At 74.2% G+C, this 15,020-nt stretch carries 9 protein-coding genes; 8 read left to right on the top strand and 1 reads right to left on the bottom strand.

Annotation, left to right across the window (positions count from 1 at the left end; translation table 11 throughout):
• The 5 genes from CCS38_RS17220 to CCS38_RS17200 all read left to right on the top strand — a co-directional run.
• Nucleotides 1-1,297: hypothetical protein (locus CCS38_RS17220; RefSeq protein WP_223734162.1), on the top strand; the 1,297-nt coding region annotated here is incomplete at its 5' end.
• A gap of 81 nt (nt 1,298-1,378) precedes the next feature.
• Nucleotides 1,379-1,525, top strand: a complete 147-nt coding sequence (locus CCS38_RS17215; RefSeq protein WP_223734161.1) for a hypothetical protein — start codon at nt 1,379-1,381, stop codon at nt 1,523-1,525.
• Nucleotides 1,522-2,502, top strand: a complete 981-nt coding sequence (locus tag CCS38_RS17210; RefSeq protein ID WP_223734160.1) for an NAD-dependent epimerase/dehydratase family protein — start codon at nt 1,522-1,524, stop codon at nt 2,500-2,502. Before CCS38_RS17215 ends, CCS38_RS17210 begins: the two co-directional genes overlap by 4 nt.
• Nucleotides 2,503-2,771: 269 nt before the next feature.
• Entirely contained in the window at nt 2,772-3,950 is a 1,179-nt protein-coding gene (gene moeZ, locus CCS38_RS17205) for an adenylyltransferase/sulfurtransferase MoeZ (protein ID WP_223734159.1), read from the top strand.
• Nucleotides 3,951-4,111: 161 nt separating this feature from the next.
• Complete coding sequence (locus CCS38_RS17200) at nt 4,112-4,765, top strand: hypothetical protein (protein ID WP_223734158.1); 654 nt, start codon at nt 4,112-4,114, stop codon at nt 4,763-4,765.
• A gap of 62 nt (nt 4,766-4,827) precedes the next feature.
• Here the strand turns inward: CCS38_RS17200 and CCS38_RS17195 are convergent, their stop codons facing one another.
• Entirely contained in the window at nt 4,828-7,863 is a 3,036-nt protein-coding gene (locus CCS38_RS17195) for a lysylphosphatidylglycerol synthase domain-containing protein (protein WP_372457100.1), read from the bottom strand.
• Between the two features lie 173 nt (nt 7,864-8,036).
• Here CCS38_RS17195 and CCS38_RS17190 point away from each other — a divergent pair, with 173 nt between their 5' ends.
• The 3 genes from CCS38_RS17190 to CCS38_RS17180 form a co-directional block, all read left to right on the top strand.
• A complete protein-coding gene (locus tag CCS38_RS17190) occupies nt 8,037-8,435 on the top strand; it encodes an MGMT family protein (RefSeq protein WP_308050817.1) in 399 nt (132 codons plus the stop codon).
• 395 nt (nt 8,436-8,830) lie between these two features.
• The gene (locus CCS38_RS17185) at nt 8,831-12,403 is read left to right on the top strand and encodes an ATP-dependent helicase (protein WP_263302192.1); all 3,573 of its coding nucleotides are present in this window, start codon (nt 8,831-8,833) and stop codon (nt 12,401-12,403) included.
• A 63-nt stretch (nt 12,404-12,466) separates the two neighbouring features.
• The coding region (locus CCS38_RS17180; protein WP_223734155.1) for an ATP-dependent helicase at nt 12,467-15,020 on the top strand (2,554 nt) is incomplete at its 3' end.

Below are 15,020 nucleotides of genomic sequence, written 5' to 3'. Positions count from 1 at the left end.
CGCCGACCCCGTGCGCGAGCTGATGCACCGCCACCGTGAGCTCTGCGAACGGGCCGTCGACCCGCTGGAGATCGCCGCGGGGCTGGAGGCGCACGGCGTGACCGACCGTACGGCCGCCCGTTTCCGGCACCGTGACGTCTTCTCGCTCGCCGAGGAGCTCTACGCCCGCGTGCCGCGCGCCGAGGCGCCCGCGGCCGCGCCGCGCCCCGCCGACCCGGCTCCGCTGCCGTCCGGCCGGGTCCGCGCGGCGCTGCACATGCTGCCCGGCGCGCTGGCCGCCACGACCGTCACCGCCGTCGCCGCGGTCCAGGGCACGGCACCGTCCGTCCTCCGCCCGGCCCTCGCCGTCGTAGGCGCGCTGTTCGTACTCCTGGCGCTGCGGCTGTGCCTACGGAGCGGGGCGCTGCGCACCGGGCACGGCGTCGGCCGCGCGGCCACCCTGTGGACCTGCTGGCTCGCCGGGTACGCCCTGTTCGCCGACCGGCTGCTCGGCGCGCTGCGGGCCGACGGCCCCGAGGTGTCCCTCGCCCGCCTGTCGGCCGCCCTCCCGTCGCTGTTCGGCGTCTTCCCGCCGGTCACCGGGCCGGCGTCCGCCGCCGCCCATGCGCCCTTCCCGTCCGGCCCGCTGCCGGCCGCCGCGGCGATCACCGTCGCGCTGTGCTGCGCGGTCGCGCCCGCCGCCTGGTGTGCGCGGTGGTTCGCGGTACGGGGGCGGCGGCGGCTCGCGGCCAGTCGCGGCCTCGGGGAGTTCGCCGCCGGAATGCGGCCCCTTCTGACGGGCGCGACGCTGCTCTTCGTGGCCGCGACCGTCGCACTGCTGGCCGTCGCGGGACTCCTGGCGGGCCGGTTCGGCACGGGCAGTACGGCGGCGGCGCTCCCGCCGCTCCGCGCGCTGACCCCGTTCGCCGCCGCGCTGACCCTCGCCGTGCTGCTCTTCCTCGCCCGTCTCCTGGCCGTCCACGGCTTCCCGGTGGCGGCGGGCCGCGGCCTGGCCGTAGCGGTGGCGCTGGAGGCCGTCGCCCTGGCCACGCTGCCCGTGGGGCGGCTGCCGGGCGCCGCTGCTGTGGCCCGTCCCGTGGAGGCAGCGGTCGGCCTGCTCGGCCCCGCCGTCGTGCCGGCCGTCGCCTGCGCGGCCGCCGCGCTCGGCCTGTTCGCGTACGGGCTGCGGGCGTTGACCGGCGCGGCGGCGCACTCCACGGCGCTCGGCACCGCCACGCTCCGGTCCGGTACGACCACGCTCCGGCCCGGCGCTGCCGACGCTCCGCCGCCCGGTCCGCCGGCGGCCGCCGCTCCGTAAGGAACAGCGCGGCCCCACAGCCGTCACCCCCCGCCTCGTACCCCTTCGACCCTTTTCGACCCCTCTGAGGAGCCCTCGCACATGACCGTCCATCACGCCGTACGAGAACCGCTCGTACGAGAGCCGCTCGTACGTGAACCGGCCGTACGGGAGCAGGTCACCGCGGCTCCGGCCGTGCCGGTGCTGCCGGTCGTTCCGGCCGTCCGAGAACTGGGGGCCGCGCGATGAGGGTTCTGCTCGTCGGTGCCAACGGGTACCTCGGCCGGCACGTCGCCGACCGGCTGCTCGCCGATCCCGCCGTCCAGCTCACCGCGCTCGGCCGCGGCGACGACGCCGATGTCCGCTTCGACCTGGCCTCGGGCAGCCCCGGCGCGCTGACCCGGTTCCTGGACGCGGTGCACCCGGGTGTCGTGATCAACTGCGCGGGTGCGACCCGCGGCGGCGCCCGCGACCTGACCCGGCACAACACCGTCGCGGTCGCCACGATCTGCGAGTCGCTGCGCCGCAGCGGCTGCGGCGCCCGCCTGGTGCACCTCGGCTGCGCCTCCGAGTACGGGCCCTCGCAGCCCGGCTCGTCCACCGCCGAGGACGCCGTGCCGCGCCCCGGAGGCCCGTACGGCGTCAGCAAGCTCGCCGCGACCGAGCTGGTGCTGGGCTCCGGCCTGGACGCGGTGGTCCTGCGGATCTTCTCGCCGGTCGGTCCGGGCACGCCCGCCGGGTCCCCGCTGGGCCGGCTCGCCGAGGCGATGCGCCGCGCCCTGCAGTCCGGCGAGGGCGAGCTGAAGCTCGGCGGGCTCGGCGTGCAGCGCGACTTCGTGGACGTACGCGACGTGGCGCGCGCCGTGCACGCCGCCTCGCTGTCCGCCGCCCAAGGGGTGGTGAACATCGGTACCGGCAGAGCCGTACGACTGCGTGAGGCCGCCGCCGTGCTCGCCAGAGTCGCCGGGTTCGGCGGCGCGCTGCACGAGCTGGACGCACCGCCCGGGTACGCACCGGGCGGCCACGCGCCGGGCCGGGTCGCGATCCCCGGTCCGGCCGGCGAGCACCCCGGCGGCGGTCTGCCCGCGTACCCGTACCCGGACGGCTGCGGCAGCTGGCAGCAGGCGGACGTCCGTACCGCCCGCGACCGGCTCGGCTGGCGTCCGCGCATCGGACTGGAGGAGTCGCTCGCGGACATCTGGATGGAGGCCGCGTGTCGCATCTGACCGCTCCGTAGGGCGGCGACGGCCTCGTTCTGGACCGCCGTCCCACAGAGCGGACACACACCTCGCCGAGACCCGCCGAGCCCCGCTGAGATCCACCGGGACCTGTGGGAACCACAGGGACCGCGGCTCAGGGGACGCCCGGCAGGCCCCTGCCCGGTTACTGGGACGAATCCGTCTCGCACATCGGACCTGGTGTCTCGGAATGAAGAAGGGCGTGGCAGTGTTACGGGGAGAACCAACGTAATGAATTACCGACCAACGGAGTCCCCGTGTCGCTGCCACCCCTGGTCGAGCCCGCTTCGGAGCTCACCGTCGATGAGGTCCGCAGGTACTCCCGCCACCTGATCATCCCGGATGTCGGGATGGACGGGCAGAAGCGGCTGAAGAACGCCAAGGTGCTGTGTGTCGGCGCCGGTGGCCTGGGCTCGCCTGCGCTGATGTACCTGGCCGCGGCGGGCGTGGGCACGCTCGGCATCGTGGAGTTCGACGAGGTCGACGAGTCGAACCTGCAGCGCCAGATCATCCACAGCCAGGCGGACATCGGCCGTTCGAAGGCGGAGTCCGCCAAGGACACCGTCCTCGGCATCAACCCGTACGTCACGGTCAACCTGCACAAAGAGCGCCTCGACTCCTCGAACGTCATGGAGCTCTTCGCCGAGTACGACCTGATCGTCGACGGTACGGACAACTTCGCCACCCGTTACCTGGTCAACGACGCCTGCGTGCTGCTGAACAAGCCGTACGTCTGGGGTTCGATCTACCGCTTCGACGGCCAGGCGTCGGTGTTCTGGTCCGAGCACGGCCCCTGCTACCGCTGCCTGTACCCGGAGCCCCCGCCGCCCGGCATGGTGCCCTCCTGCGCCGAGGGCGGCGTCCTCGGTGTGCTGTGCGCCTCGATCGGTTCCATCCAGGTCAACGAGGCCATCAAGCTGCTCGCCGGCATCGGTGACCCGCTGGTCGGCCGCCTGATGATCTACGACGCGCTGGAGATGACGTACCGCCAGGTCAAGGTCCGCAAGGACCCGAACTGCGCGGTCTGCGGCCCCAACGCCACCGTCACCGAGCTCATCGACTACGAAGCCTTCTGCGGCGTCGTGTCGGACGAGGCCCAGGAGGCGGCACTCGGCTCGACGATCACTCCGAAGCAGCTCAAGGAGATGATCGACGGCGACGAGAAGATCGAGATCATCGACGTCCGCGAGCCGAACGAGTACGAGATCGTCTCGATCCCCGGCGCCAAGCTGATCCCGAAGAACGAGTTCCTGATGGGCAACGCCCTCCAGGACCTGCCGCAGGACAAGAAGATCGTCCTGCACTGCAAGACGGGTGTCCGCTCCGCCGAGGTCCTCGCGGTCCTGAAGTCCGCGGGCTTCTCGGACGCGGTGCACGTCGGCGGCGGCGTCATCGGCTGGGTCAACCAGATCGAGCCGGAGAAGCCGGTCTACTGACGGCCTCCTGGCCGTCCGCGCCGAGCACAGCGCTTGCAGAAAGGCCCGTCCGCGATGCGGACGGGCCTTCCGCATGTCGGACGCCATGCCGGGCGCCTTCTGTGCGGGGGCCGGTGCAAAACCGGTACCGCCGACGGACGGCACCGCCGTACCGTTGCCGTATGGATTTCTTTCCGCCGCCCCGCCCGAGGGACGAAGAGTCCGGTGACGAAGCGGAGTTCGCGCGGGTGCCCTGGGAGAGCGCGCCCGAGGACGTCATCGGCGGTGTCGTGCCCCTGGAGCGCGTGCTGGCCCGCAATGACCACCTGGCGATCGTCGCGACCCAGGCCGTGGCCTACGAGGACGGCGTGGAGATCCGGCTGCGGATGCGTGCCCGGCGCCGTCCCGATATGAGCCGTGAGGACTGGGCGCGGGTCTCCCGCGGCGTGTGGGGCTACGACGACGACCCGTGGCAGCTGGCGGCGGCGGAGGCGGCGGTCGCGGAGGGCCGGCATCCGGACGGGCTGCTGCGCTTCGGTGTGCGCTTCGCGGACGGCTGCGTGGTCACCACCGTCGACGAGCGCGAGGACGGGGACGAGTGGCCCGGACCGCCCCCGGAGCTGCCTGTGCTGACGCTGAACGAGGAGGGCGGCGGCAGCTCCGGCGAGAACATCGACAGCGAGTACGCGCTCTGGCTCTGGCCGCTTCCCCCGCCGCAGCTCTTCGAACTGGCGGTGGAATGGCCGCTGCTGGACGTGGGACTCACGTTCACGCCGCTGGACGGCGCGGAGATCGCGGCGGCGGCGGCCCGGGCGCGGCCCTTCTGGGACGACTGAGTACTACGAGGCGCGCGGCGTACGGAGGAGACGCGGCCCGCGTCTCCTCCGGACGCCGCGCCTCACAGCGCCCCCTTGCGCGTCAGGTACGTGAACGACAGCCAGCCCGGCAGGACCGGCAGCCAGAACGTCATCAGCCGGAACAGCAGCACCGCCGACAGGGCCGTGTCACTGCCCAGCCCCGCCGCGGTCAGCAGACCGGTCAGGGCCAGCTCGACGGCGCCGACACCGCCCGGCGTGGGGGCCGCGGAGCCCAGCGCGTTGCCCGCGAGGAAGACGACGGCGATGCTCGCGTACGAGATCTGGTCGCCGCCCCCGAAGGCGCGGATCGAGGCGTCGAGGCACATCACGTTCGCCGCGGTCAGCAGCAGCATCCCGCCGATGCCGGCGAGCAGCTTCTTCGGCCGCTGCAGCACGTCCAGCATGCGCGGCACGACGCCGGCGAACAGCGACCGCACCCGCGTCACCACGAACTTGCGCAGCGCCGGGATCGCCGTGACCACCAGGGCCAGCACCGCCGCCGTCAGCAGCCCCGCGATGACCGTACGGGACGGCGAGAGCGAGGGCGTGCGCTCGGTACCGGTCAGATAGCCGAAGGTCAGCAGCAACAGGATGTGGCTGCCGAGGCCGAACAGCTGGGACGCGCCGACGCTCGCCACTGCCAGGCCGGGCCGGATGCCGGCCCGCTGCAGGAAGCGGGCGTTGAGCGCCACGCCGCCGACCGCGGCCGGCGCGACCAGCTTCACGAAGTTGCCCGCGATCTGCGCGATCACCGTCCGTACGAAGGCGACCTTCTCGGGGACGAAACCGAGCAGGCTGAGCGCCGCCGCAATGTAGGTCAGCGCGGAGAAGAACATCGCGGCCGCCACCCAGCCCCAGTTCGCCTCCCCGATGACCTGGTCGAACTTCACGTGCGTGAGTTGCGAGAGCAGGAAGTACGCGGCGAACGCGCCCGCGATCCAGCTGACCAGCGTGCGCGGGCTGATCCGCTCCAGCTTGGCCGGCTCGACCGGCGCGGTCGGGCGGATCAGCAGCACCTGGCGGCGGATCTGGGTGAGCAGGTCATCCTCGCGGGCCTCCTCCATCGCCTCTTCCAGCGCCCGCTTCTCGGCGTTCTTCTCGGCCCGCAGTGTCTTGCGGTCGGTGCGGCCCTCCGCCGCCTTGGCCGTCTTGGCGGCCCTGGAGGCCGCCAGCACGGCCTCGCGCTCCCGCTTGGCCCGTTCCCTCGCCAGGTGGCGCAGCGTCGCCCTGGTGGTCCGGCTGAGCGCGATCGGCTGGAGCAGCGGCAGGCTGTCCGCCACCGCGTCCGGGCCGAGCACCTCCACCGCCGCCTGCACGCTGCGCTCGGCGCCGACGCGCAGGCCGAGCGTGGTCAGCAGCTGGGCGACGTCCATCCGCAGCACCACGTCCCCGGAGGCGATCTCACCGCCGCGCAGATCCGTGAGGACGACCGTGCCGGAACGATCCACCAGGAGCGCGTCACCGACCAGCCGCCGATGCGCGATGCGCCGCGACTGCAGCGCGTCGACCTGCTGCCAGGCGTTGTGCATCAGCTCGTCGGTGATCTCGTCGTCCGCGAGCGCGTCCAGGGTGCGGCCCCCGACGTGCTCGTACACGAGCATCACGGCGTCCGGGCCCAGCTCGGAGGTGGCGATCAGCTTGGGCGCGTTGGCGCCGGCGGCGATCGCCGCGTACGCCAGGAGCGCCTCCTGTTCCAGCGCCTGGCGCAGCGACTGCAGGCTGCGGCGCTGGTTGATGCCGCGCAGCGACAGCCGCCGCCACACGCGGTAGAAGAAGCCCTGCGCCTGCTGCTCGCGGTCCACGACGGTGACGTCGATGGGCGGGCCGTCCTCCAGGGTGACGATGTACCGGCGGCCCCGGTCGGAGTGCTCCGGGTACGCGGTGTCCTCCGCACGCAGCGCGCTGACCGGGTGGAAGCCGACCCGGCGCAGGCCCGCGAGGAGGTTCTGGCCGGTGGGCCGGACGTTCGGGGAGCCGACCGCGTACAGGGTGCCGAAGGCGACCGTGTACCCGATCAGCACGGTCGTGACGATGGCGAACGGCGTGGTGTACCGGCCGACCAGCACCGCGAAGGCGTCCAGGAGCAGTACGCACCACATGGCCACGCGCCAGCGCGGCCTACGGGACATGCCGACGGCCGTCATGTAGGCGATGACCGGCGCCAGATAGCTGTGCACGGGGGCGGTGATCGCCCCGTTGGCGAGCGGCTGGGTGAGCGCGTCCCGGATCGACTGCGGAGCGGCCTCGGCCACCCACAGGTCCGTCGCGAGCGACACCCCGTGGGCGAGCACGGCCGCGAGCACGCCGTCCGCGATCCGCAGCCCGTCCCGCTTGATCAGCCGTTCGATCGCGAAGGCGACCGGAACGATCAGTACGGCGATGCTCGCGGTCAGCCCGGCGAAGGTGATCAGCAGCTGGGGCGCCTGTCCCGCGCCCTTGCCGATGTCGTTCTCCAGGCCCTGCGTGGTGCCGTGCGCGAACGTCGCCAGCGCCAGGACCAGCGCGATCCCCACCACGCCGAGCAGGAAACGCATCAGGTCGAAGGGGCGGTGCACGCGTGCGGGCAGCAGCGGCTCGTCGCCGGAGACGTGGTCCACGTGGAACTCGCTGCCGACGCCCTCCGCGGGGCGGTCGGCGCGGTCCGTACGGGGCGCCTTAATGAGGCGCGGCCGGTCGGCGCCGGGTCTGTCGGAGTCCTGCCCCGGGGCGTCGTCGCGCGACGCACCCGGTGGCGGACGCTCGTCCTTCGGGGTGCGGCCGGCGGCTGCGCCCGCCCCTTCGGGCGCGTCGGTCCGCCCGGCCTGTTCGGTGGTACGTGCCATGTCGGTGGTGGAAGCCCTTCCCCGTTGTAGCGGCTGTCCCGGTTCTCTCTCCGGCTGGACCGGCTGCTCCGGCTTCCTCGTGGTCGTGCCGTCGGCGTCCGTGGAGTGGTGGTCGTCGGTGGTGCGGTGGTCATCGGTGGTGCGGTGGTCGCCAGTGGTGCGGTCGGATCCGGCCAACGCCTCAGTGGCGCCCGCCTCCTCCGGAGGCGCCGCGCTCTGACCCTGCTCGGCCTTCTCTTCTTGATCTCGTATCACCAGTCACCGCCCGGAAGATGGTGGCACGGCCCCGGTGCGGAGGGGGGCATCAGGGTGCATTTCGGGGGCGCGGGATGCGCAGCGTACGCCGCGGCAGCCCCGCGTGCACGCGACGCCACCGCCGTGGCGGGGAACGCGGGGCGCTGTCGGTGGCATACGGCAGGATGGGGCGAATGAGTGGGACCGAAGAGCGCGGGAGTGACGCCCCGGACGGCGAGCTCCCGGAGTACGCGGACCTCGTGCTCGGGGTGGCCGAGCGGATTCCGCCGGGCCGCGTGATGACGTACGGAGACGTCGCCGAGTACTTGGGCGAGGGCGGCCCGCGACAGGTGGGCCGGGTGATGTCGCTGTACGGCGGCGCCGTGCCGTGGTGGCGCGTGGTGCGCGCGGACGGCGTGTTCCTGCCCGGCAAGGAGCGGCACGCGCTGCAGCAGTACCGCGCCGAGGGCACGCCGCTGCGCGAGGCGCGGCGTACGGAGGGCGCCCGCGGGGACCGGACGATGCCGCGCATAGACATGCGGCGAGCGCGCTGGGACGGCCGTGAGGGGCCGGAAGGGGCCACGGACGGCTGAGGGGACACTCGGCTTCCGGTACGCCGTTCCGAGACGCGCTGCGGCTCGTGCGCCGCCTGGCGTAGCGTCGGGCGCAGCCCCCACGGCGGACATCAACACCCGAACCATCCCGCACTCCCACACCACACGCATCGACAGCCTTACCTCGTCACACCAGCATCACCGCAGACGGAACGTCCGGCATCATCCACCGGCTCCCCGTCTCCACCGCATCCGCACACCAGGCCCCCAGTACCACCGCAACCGCACCTCAGACCCCGGCACAGGCGATCCACGTGAGTTCCTCCCCCTCGGCGATTCCGCAGGCCCGGCCGCATCCGCAGCCGGCGCGGCGGGATGCCCCCGGCGCGTACCGACTGGTGCGCACCCGGCCGGACGCGATCCGCCTTCCTGCCATGGACGCACGTCAGCGCGGTGTGGTTGAGCACGAGGACGGCCCGCTGCTCGTGCTCGCCGGTCCCGGTACGGGCAAGACCACGACGCTCGTCGAGGCGGTCACCCGGCGGGTGCGGCAGGGCACCGACCCCGAGCGGATCCTGGTCCTCACCTTCAGCCGCAAGGCCGCCGTGGAGCTGCGCGACCGGATGGCGGCACGGCTGAGCCACGAGACGGGGGCCGGGGACGCCGCCTCCGGAGGCGGCGAGGTGCCCGGCGAGAGAGAGGGAGCGCGTGATGCTGACGGGGCGCCGGTGCACGAGCCCGTGCGCCGGGCGGACAGCCCGCAGGCCACCACCTTTCATTCCTTCTGTTACGCGCTCGTCCGTGCCCACCAGGACGCCGACCTCTTCGCCGACCCGCTGCGCCTGTTGTCCGGACCCGAGCAGGACCTCGTGGTCCGCGAGCTGCTGGCCGGCCAGGCCGAGCTGGCCCGTGAGCACCGCGCGCCGGTCGGCTGGCCGGACGAGCTGCGGGCGTGCCTGACCACCCGCGGCTTCGCCGACGAGGTACGGGCCGTGCTCGCGCGCAGCCGGGAGCTGGGGCTCGGCCCGGACGCGCTGGGCGACTTCGCGCGCCGCACGGGACGGCCCGACTGGGGCGCGGCCGCCGGCTTCCTTGCCGAGTACCTCGATGTCCTGGACGCCCAAGGGGTGCTGGACTACGCCGAACTGGTGCACCGTGCGGTGCTGCTCGCCGAGCGCCCCGAGGTGGCGGCCGAGCTGGCGCGCCGCTACGACGCGGTGTTCGTCGACGAGTACCAGGACACCGACGCCGCACAGGTCCGGCTGCTGCACGCGCTGGCGGGGAACCGCGGGCCCGCGGTCACCGGAGCGGGCGGCGGCCGCACCCTGGTCGCCTTCGGCGACCCGGACCAGTCGATCTACGCCTTCCGTGGCGCCGACGTCAACGGCATCCTCGATTTCCCGGAGACCTTCCGGCGCGCGGACGGTGCCCCGGCGCCCGTGCAGGTGCTGCGCACCGCCCGACGCTCGGGGGCCGCGCTGGTCGCGGCCACCCGGCTGCTCACCCGCCGGATGCCGCTCAACCGGCTGCCCGCCCGTCAGGTCCGGGAGCACCGCGAGCCGACCCCCGTACGGGACGGCGGGCGGATCGAGGCGTACACGTACCCCACGGCAGGCGCCGAGCTGGACAACATCGCCGACATCCTGCGCCGGGCGCACCTGGAGGACGGCGTCCCGTGGCAGGACATGGCCGTTCTCGTACGCGCGGGCGGCCGTTCGATCCCGTCCATACGCCGCGCGCTCACCTCCGCCGGCGTCCCCCTCGACATCGACGGCGACGACCTCCCGCTGCGCCACGAGCCCGCGGTCGCGCCGCTGCTGCTGGCCCTGCGGGTGGCGGCGACGGACGCGCCGGGGCCGGACGGAGAAGCGGTACCCGACGGGGACGAGGTACTGGACGGGGAACTGCGCGAGGAGTCGTACGAGGAGTCGTACCAGGAGCTGGCCGACGGGCCGGAGGGGTCTGAGGAGGCGCTGGAGTCGCTGGAGGCGCCGGAGAGCGGCGAGGAGCCGTCGGCGGAGCGGGCGGACGGTGAAGAGGCCGCCGGGGAGCTCGACGGGGCCGTGGAGGCGCTGGAGGGGGAGCCGGACGGAGCCGCCGCGGCGCCCGCGGAGGCCACGCGCATCGCGCCCGAGGTGGCCATGGAGCTGCTGACATCCCCGCTCGGCGGGATGGACGCCGCCGACCTGCGGCGGCTCGGGCGCGCGCTCCGGGAGGAGGAGCGGGCCGCCGGACGGACCGTGCCGCGCCCCTCGGACGTGCTCATCGCCGAGGCGCTGGACGAGCCGGAGCGCCTGGTGGCGCACGACCCGGCGTACGCGCGAGGCGCCCAGCGGCTCGGCCTGCTGCTGCGCAAGGCGCGCGAGCTGCTCGCCGGCGGCGGCACCGCCGAGCAGGCGCTGTGGGAGCTGTGGGACGGGACACCGTGGCCGGGGCGGCTGGAGCGGACCGCCCGGCGCGGCGGCGCGGCGGGCCGCAACGCCGACCGCGACCTGGACGCCGTCGTCGCGCTCTTCGAGACGGCGGCCCGCGCCGAGGAGCGCACCGGCGGCCGCGGCGCCCTGAACTTCCTGGAGGAGCTGGACAACCAGGACATCGCCGCGGACACGCTGACCCGCCGCACGGTACGGCCCGACGCGGTCCGCCTGATGACGGCACACCGCGCAAAGGGCCTGGAGTGGCGCCTCGTGGTGATCGCCGGCGTACAGGAAGGGCTCTGGCCCGATCTGCGCCGCCGCGGTTCGCTCCTGGAGGCCGACCGGATCGGCCGGGACGGCCTTGCCGAACCGCTCACTCCGGGCGCGCTGCTGGCCGAGGAACGCCGGCTGTTCTACGTGGCGGCGACCCGCGCCCGTGAGCGCCTTGTCGTCACCGCCGTGAAGGCCGCGGCCGACGACGGCGACCAGCCCTCCCGCTTCCTCGGCGAGCTCGGTGTCGACCCGGTGGACGTCACCGGGCGCCCGCGCCGCCCGCTCTCGGTGGCCGCGCTCGTCGCCGAGCTGCGCGCCACCGTCGTCGACCCCGCGGCCTCCGAAGCGCTGCGCACCGCCGCCACCGAGCGGCTCGCCAGGCTGGCCGCACTCCGGGACGACGAGGGCCGCCCCCTGGTGCCCGCCGCGCACCCGTACCGCTGGTGGGGCCTGTACGAGCCGACGCACAGCTCCGTACCGCTGCGGGACCGCGACACCCCCGTGGCGCTCTCGGGCAGCGCGCTCGACCAGCTCGCGAACGCCTGCGCGCTCCAGTGGTTCCTGGGCCGGGAGGTCCGGGCGGACGCGCCCGCGACCGCCGCGCAGGGCTTCGGCAACGTGGTCCACGTCCTGGCCGACGAGGTCGCCTCCGGGCGCACGCCCGCCGACCTCGCCGTCCTGATGGAGCGGCTGGACTCCGTATGGGACGCGCTCGCCTTCGATGCGCCGTGGAAGTCGCGCCAGGAGAAGGACAGCGCGCGCGCCGCCCTGGAGCGCTTCCTGCGCTGGCACGTGATGGAGCGCGAGGCGCTCGGCCGCACCACGGTCGCCACCGAGCACGGCTTCGACGTCACGCTGAAGGCCGGGGAGGCGGGGGAGTACGCGGTCCGCATCCGCGGCAGCATGGACCGCGTCGAGGCCGACGCGGACGGCCACGCGTACGTCGTGGACTTCAAGACGGGCAAGAGCAAGCCGACAGGACCCGAGGTGGCCCGGCACCCGCAGCTCGCCGTGTACCAGCTCGCGGTGCGCGAGGGCGCGGTCGACGAGGTCTTCGAGGGGCGCACCCCGGAAGCAGGCGGCGCCGAGCTCGTACATCTGCGCCAGGGCGCGCCCAAGAAGGACGGCGGCGACGCACTCCCCGTGGTGCAGGCCCAGCAGCCGCCGGACGGCGACTGGGTGGGCGACCTGCTGGCCACCGCCGCCGGGCGGGTCCTGGAGGAGCGCTTCGTGCCCTCCACCGGCAAGCACTGCGCCCACTGCGCGTTCAAGAGCTCCTGCTCGGCCCGGCCCGAGGGACAGCACGTCGTCGAGTGACGGTCCACCTCACTGACCGGCTCTTTTGCTCCGTTGTCAGTGCCGCCCGTTACCGTCTCGGACGTGTCCGCACGCATCACCGACCCCGAGCAGCTCAAAGAGCTGCTGGGCATCCCGTTCACCCCGGAGCAGACGGCCTGCATCACGGCGCCGCCCGCCCCGCAGGTCATCGTGGCCGGCGCCGGCTCCGGCAAGACGACGGTCATGGCCGCCCGGGTGGTGTGGCTGGTGGGCACGGGGCAGGTCGCCCCCGAGCAGGTCCTCGGCCTGACGTTCACGAACAAGGCGGCGGGCGAGCTGGCCGAGCGCGTCCGCACGGCCCTGCTCGCGGCTGGCGTGACCGACCCCGATCCGATGCCGGGCGGCCGGGGCGGCGCCGACGACGCCCCCGGAGAGCCGCGCATCTCCACGTACCACGCCTTCGCCGGCCAGCTCTTGAAGGACCACGGGCTGCGCATCGGTGTCGAGCCCAGCGCCCGGCTGCTCGCCGACGCCACGCGCTTCCAGCTCGCCGCACGGGTGCTGCGCGCGGCGCCGGGCCCGTATCCCGCGCTCACCACCTCGCTGCCCACCCTCGTCGAGGACCTCCTCGCCCTCGACGGCGAGCTCGCCGAGCACCTCGTCACGCCCGAGGAGCTGCGCGCGCACGACACCCGGCTGCTCGCCGAGCTGGGCGCCGCCAAGCTCAGCAACGCCGAGCTGCGCCAGGTCCCCGAGGCGGTGCGCGGCCGCCTGGAGCTGCTCGAACTGGTCGGCGCGTACCGCAGCGAGAAGCGCCGCCGCGACCTCCTGGACTTCGGCGACCAGATCGCTCTCTCCGCCACGCTGGCCACCACGCGCCCCGAAGTGGGCCGCCTGCTGCGCGAGGAGTTCGCCGTCGTCCTCCTGGACGAGTACCAGGACACCTCGGTCGCCCAGCGCCTGCTGCTCTCCGGGCTCTTCGGCGGGGGCACCGGCCATGCCGTCACCGCTGTCGGCGACCCCTGCCAGGCCATTTACGGCTGGCGCGGCGCCTCCGTGGCCAACCTCGACGACTTCCCCCGGCACTTCCCGTTCGCCGACGGCAGCCCGGCCCGCCGCTTCGCGCTCAGCGAGAACCGCCGCAGCGGCGGCCGCCTCCTGGACCTCGCCAACGGTCTGGCGGCCCCGCTGCGCGAGCGCCACGAAGGCGTCGAGGCGCTGCGCCCGGCACCCGGCGCGGAGCGCGACGGCATCGTGCGCTGCGCCCTGCTGCCCACCCACGCCGACGAGATGCGCTGGCTCGCCGACTCCCTCGCCCACCTCGTCCGTACGGGCACACCGCCCGGCGAGATCGCCGTCCTGTGCCGCACGGCCGGCGATTTCGCCCGCATCCAGGGCGAGCTGGTCGCCCGCGACATCCCGGTGGAGGTCGTCGGCCTCTCCGGGCTGCTGCACCTCCCCGAGGTCGCCGATCTGGTCGCCGTCTGCGAGGTGCTGCAGGACCCCACCGCCAACGCCGCCCTGGTCCGCCTCCTGATCGGGCCGCGCTGGCGCATCGGCCCCCGGGACCTCGCCCTGCTCGGCCGTCTCGCCCGTACGCTCGTGCACCGCGACGGCCCCTCCGACGACCCCGAGCGGCGCCTCGCCGAGGCCGTCGAGGGCACGGACCCGGCCGAGGTGATATCCCTCGCCGACGCGCTGGACACGTTCCTCGGGACGGACGGCGCCGCTCCCGAGGGCGACGGGCCGGGAGCCGGGCTGCCATTCTCGGCCGACGCCAGGGTCCGCTTCGCCCACCTCGCCGCCGAGCTGCGCGACCTGCGCCGCTCTCTCGGCGATCCCCTGATGGACGTCCTGCACCGCGTCCTGGCCACCACGGGGCTCGACGTCGAGCTGTCCGCCTCGCCGCGCGCCCTGGCCGCCCGCCGCCGGGAGACCCTGGGCTCCTTCCTGGACATCGCCGCCGGCTTCGCGGCCCTGGACGGCGAGGCCACGCTGCTCGCCTTCCTCGGCTTCCTCCGCACGGCCGTGCAGCACGAAAAGGGCCTGGACAGCTCGCTCCCGGGCGGCGAGAACACGGTCAAGGTCCTGACCGCGCACAAGTCCAAGGGCCTGGAGTGGGACGTGGTCGCCGTCCCCGGGCTGGTCGACAAGCAGTTCCCCAGCAGCCGGGCCCGCGAGTCCTGGACCAGTCAGGCCAAGGTGCTGCCGCACGGCCTGCGGGGCGACGCCGACACCCTGCCCGACGTGCAGCAGTGGGACAGCCGCGGCATGAAGGCGTTCAAGGAGGCGATGAAGGACCACCAGTCCACCGAGGAGCTGCGCCTCGGGTACGTCACGTTCACCCGCCCCCGCTCCCTGCTGCTCGGCTCCGGCCACTGGTGGGGCCCCGACCAGAAGAAGCCGCGCGGCCCGTCGGCCTTCCTGGAGGCGCTGCGCGCGCACTGCGAGGCGGGCCACGGCGAGATCGAGGAGTGGGCCGAGCCCCCCGAGGAGGACGCGGAGAACCCGGCCCTCGTGGCGGCGGCCGACGACGCCGCGGGGGAGTGGCCGCTCCCGCTGGACCCGGAGGCGATGACCCGGCGCCGAGGGGCGGCGGAAGCGGTACTGGAGCGCCTGCGGCACCTCGAAGCGGTCGCGGACGCCCCCGCCGACG

The sequence above is a fragment of the Streptomyces purpurogeneiscleroticus genome, from assembly GCF_020024005.1.
In the GTDB taxonomy this organism is placed as follows: domain Bacteria; phylum Actinomycetota; class Actinomycetes; order Streptomycetales; family Streptomycetaceae; genus Streptomyces; species Streptomyces purpurogeneiscleroticus.
Note: the sequence above shows the minus strand (reverse complement) of the source record. Positions and strands in the feature narration are given on the sequence as shown.

What these genes read in the sequence shown, in the direction of transcription:
- CCS38_RS17215 (WP_223734161.1), top strand. Translation starts at nt 1,379, where the DNA reads ATGACCGTCCATCACGCCGTACGAGAACCGCTCGTACGAGAGCCGCTC.
- CCS38_RS17210 (WP_223734160.1), top strand. Translation starts at nt 1,522, where the DNA reads ATGAGGGTTCTGCTCGTCGGTGCCAACGGGTACCTCGGCCGGCACGTC.
- CCS38_RS17200 (WP_223734158.1), top strand. Translation starts at nt 4,112, where the DNA reads ATGGATTTCTTTCCGCCGCCCCGCCCGAGGGACGAAGAGTCCGGTGAC.
- CCS38_RS17190 (WP_308050817.1), top strand. Translation starts at nt 8,037, where the DNA reads ATGAGTGGGACCGAAGAGCGCGGGAGTGACGCCCCGGACGGCGAGCTC.
- CCS38_RS17185 (WP_263302192.1), top strand. Translation starts at nt 8,831, where the DNA reads ATGGACGCACGTCAGCGCGGTGTGGTTGAGCACGAGGACGGCCCGCTG.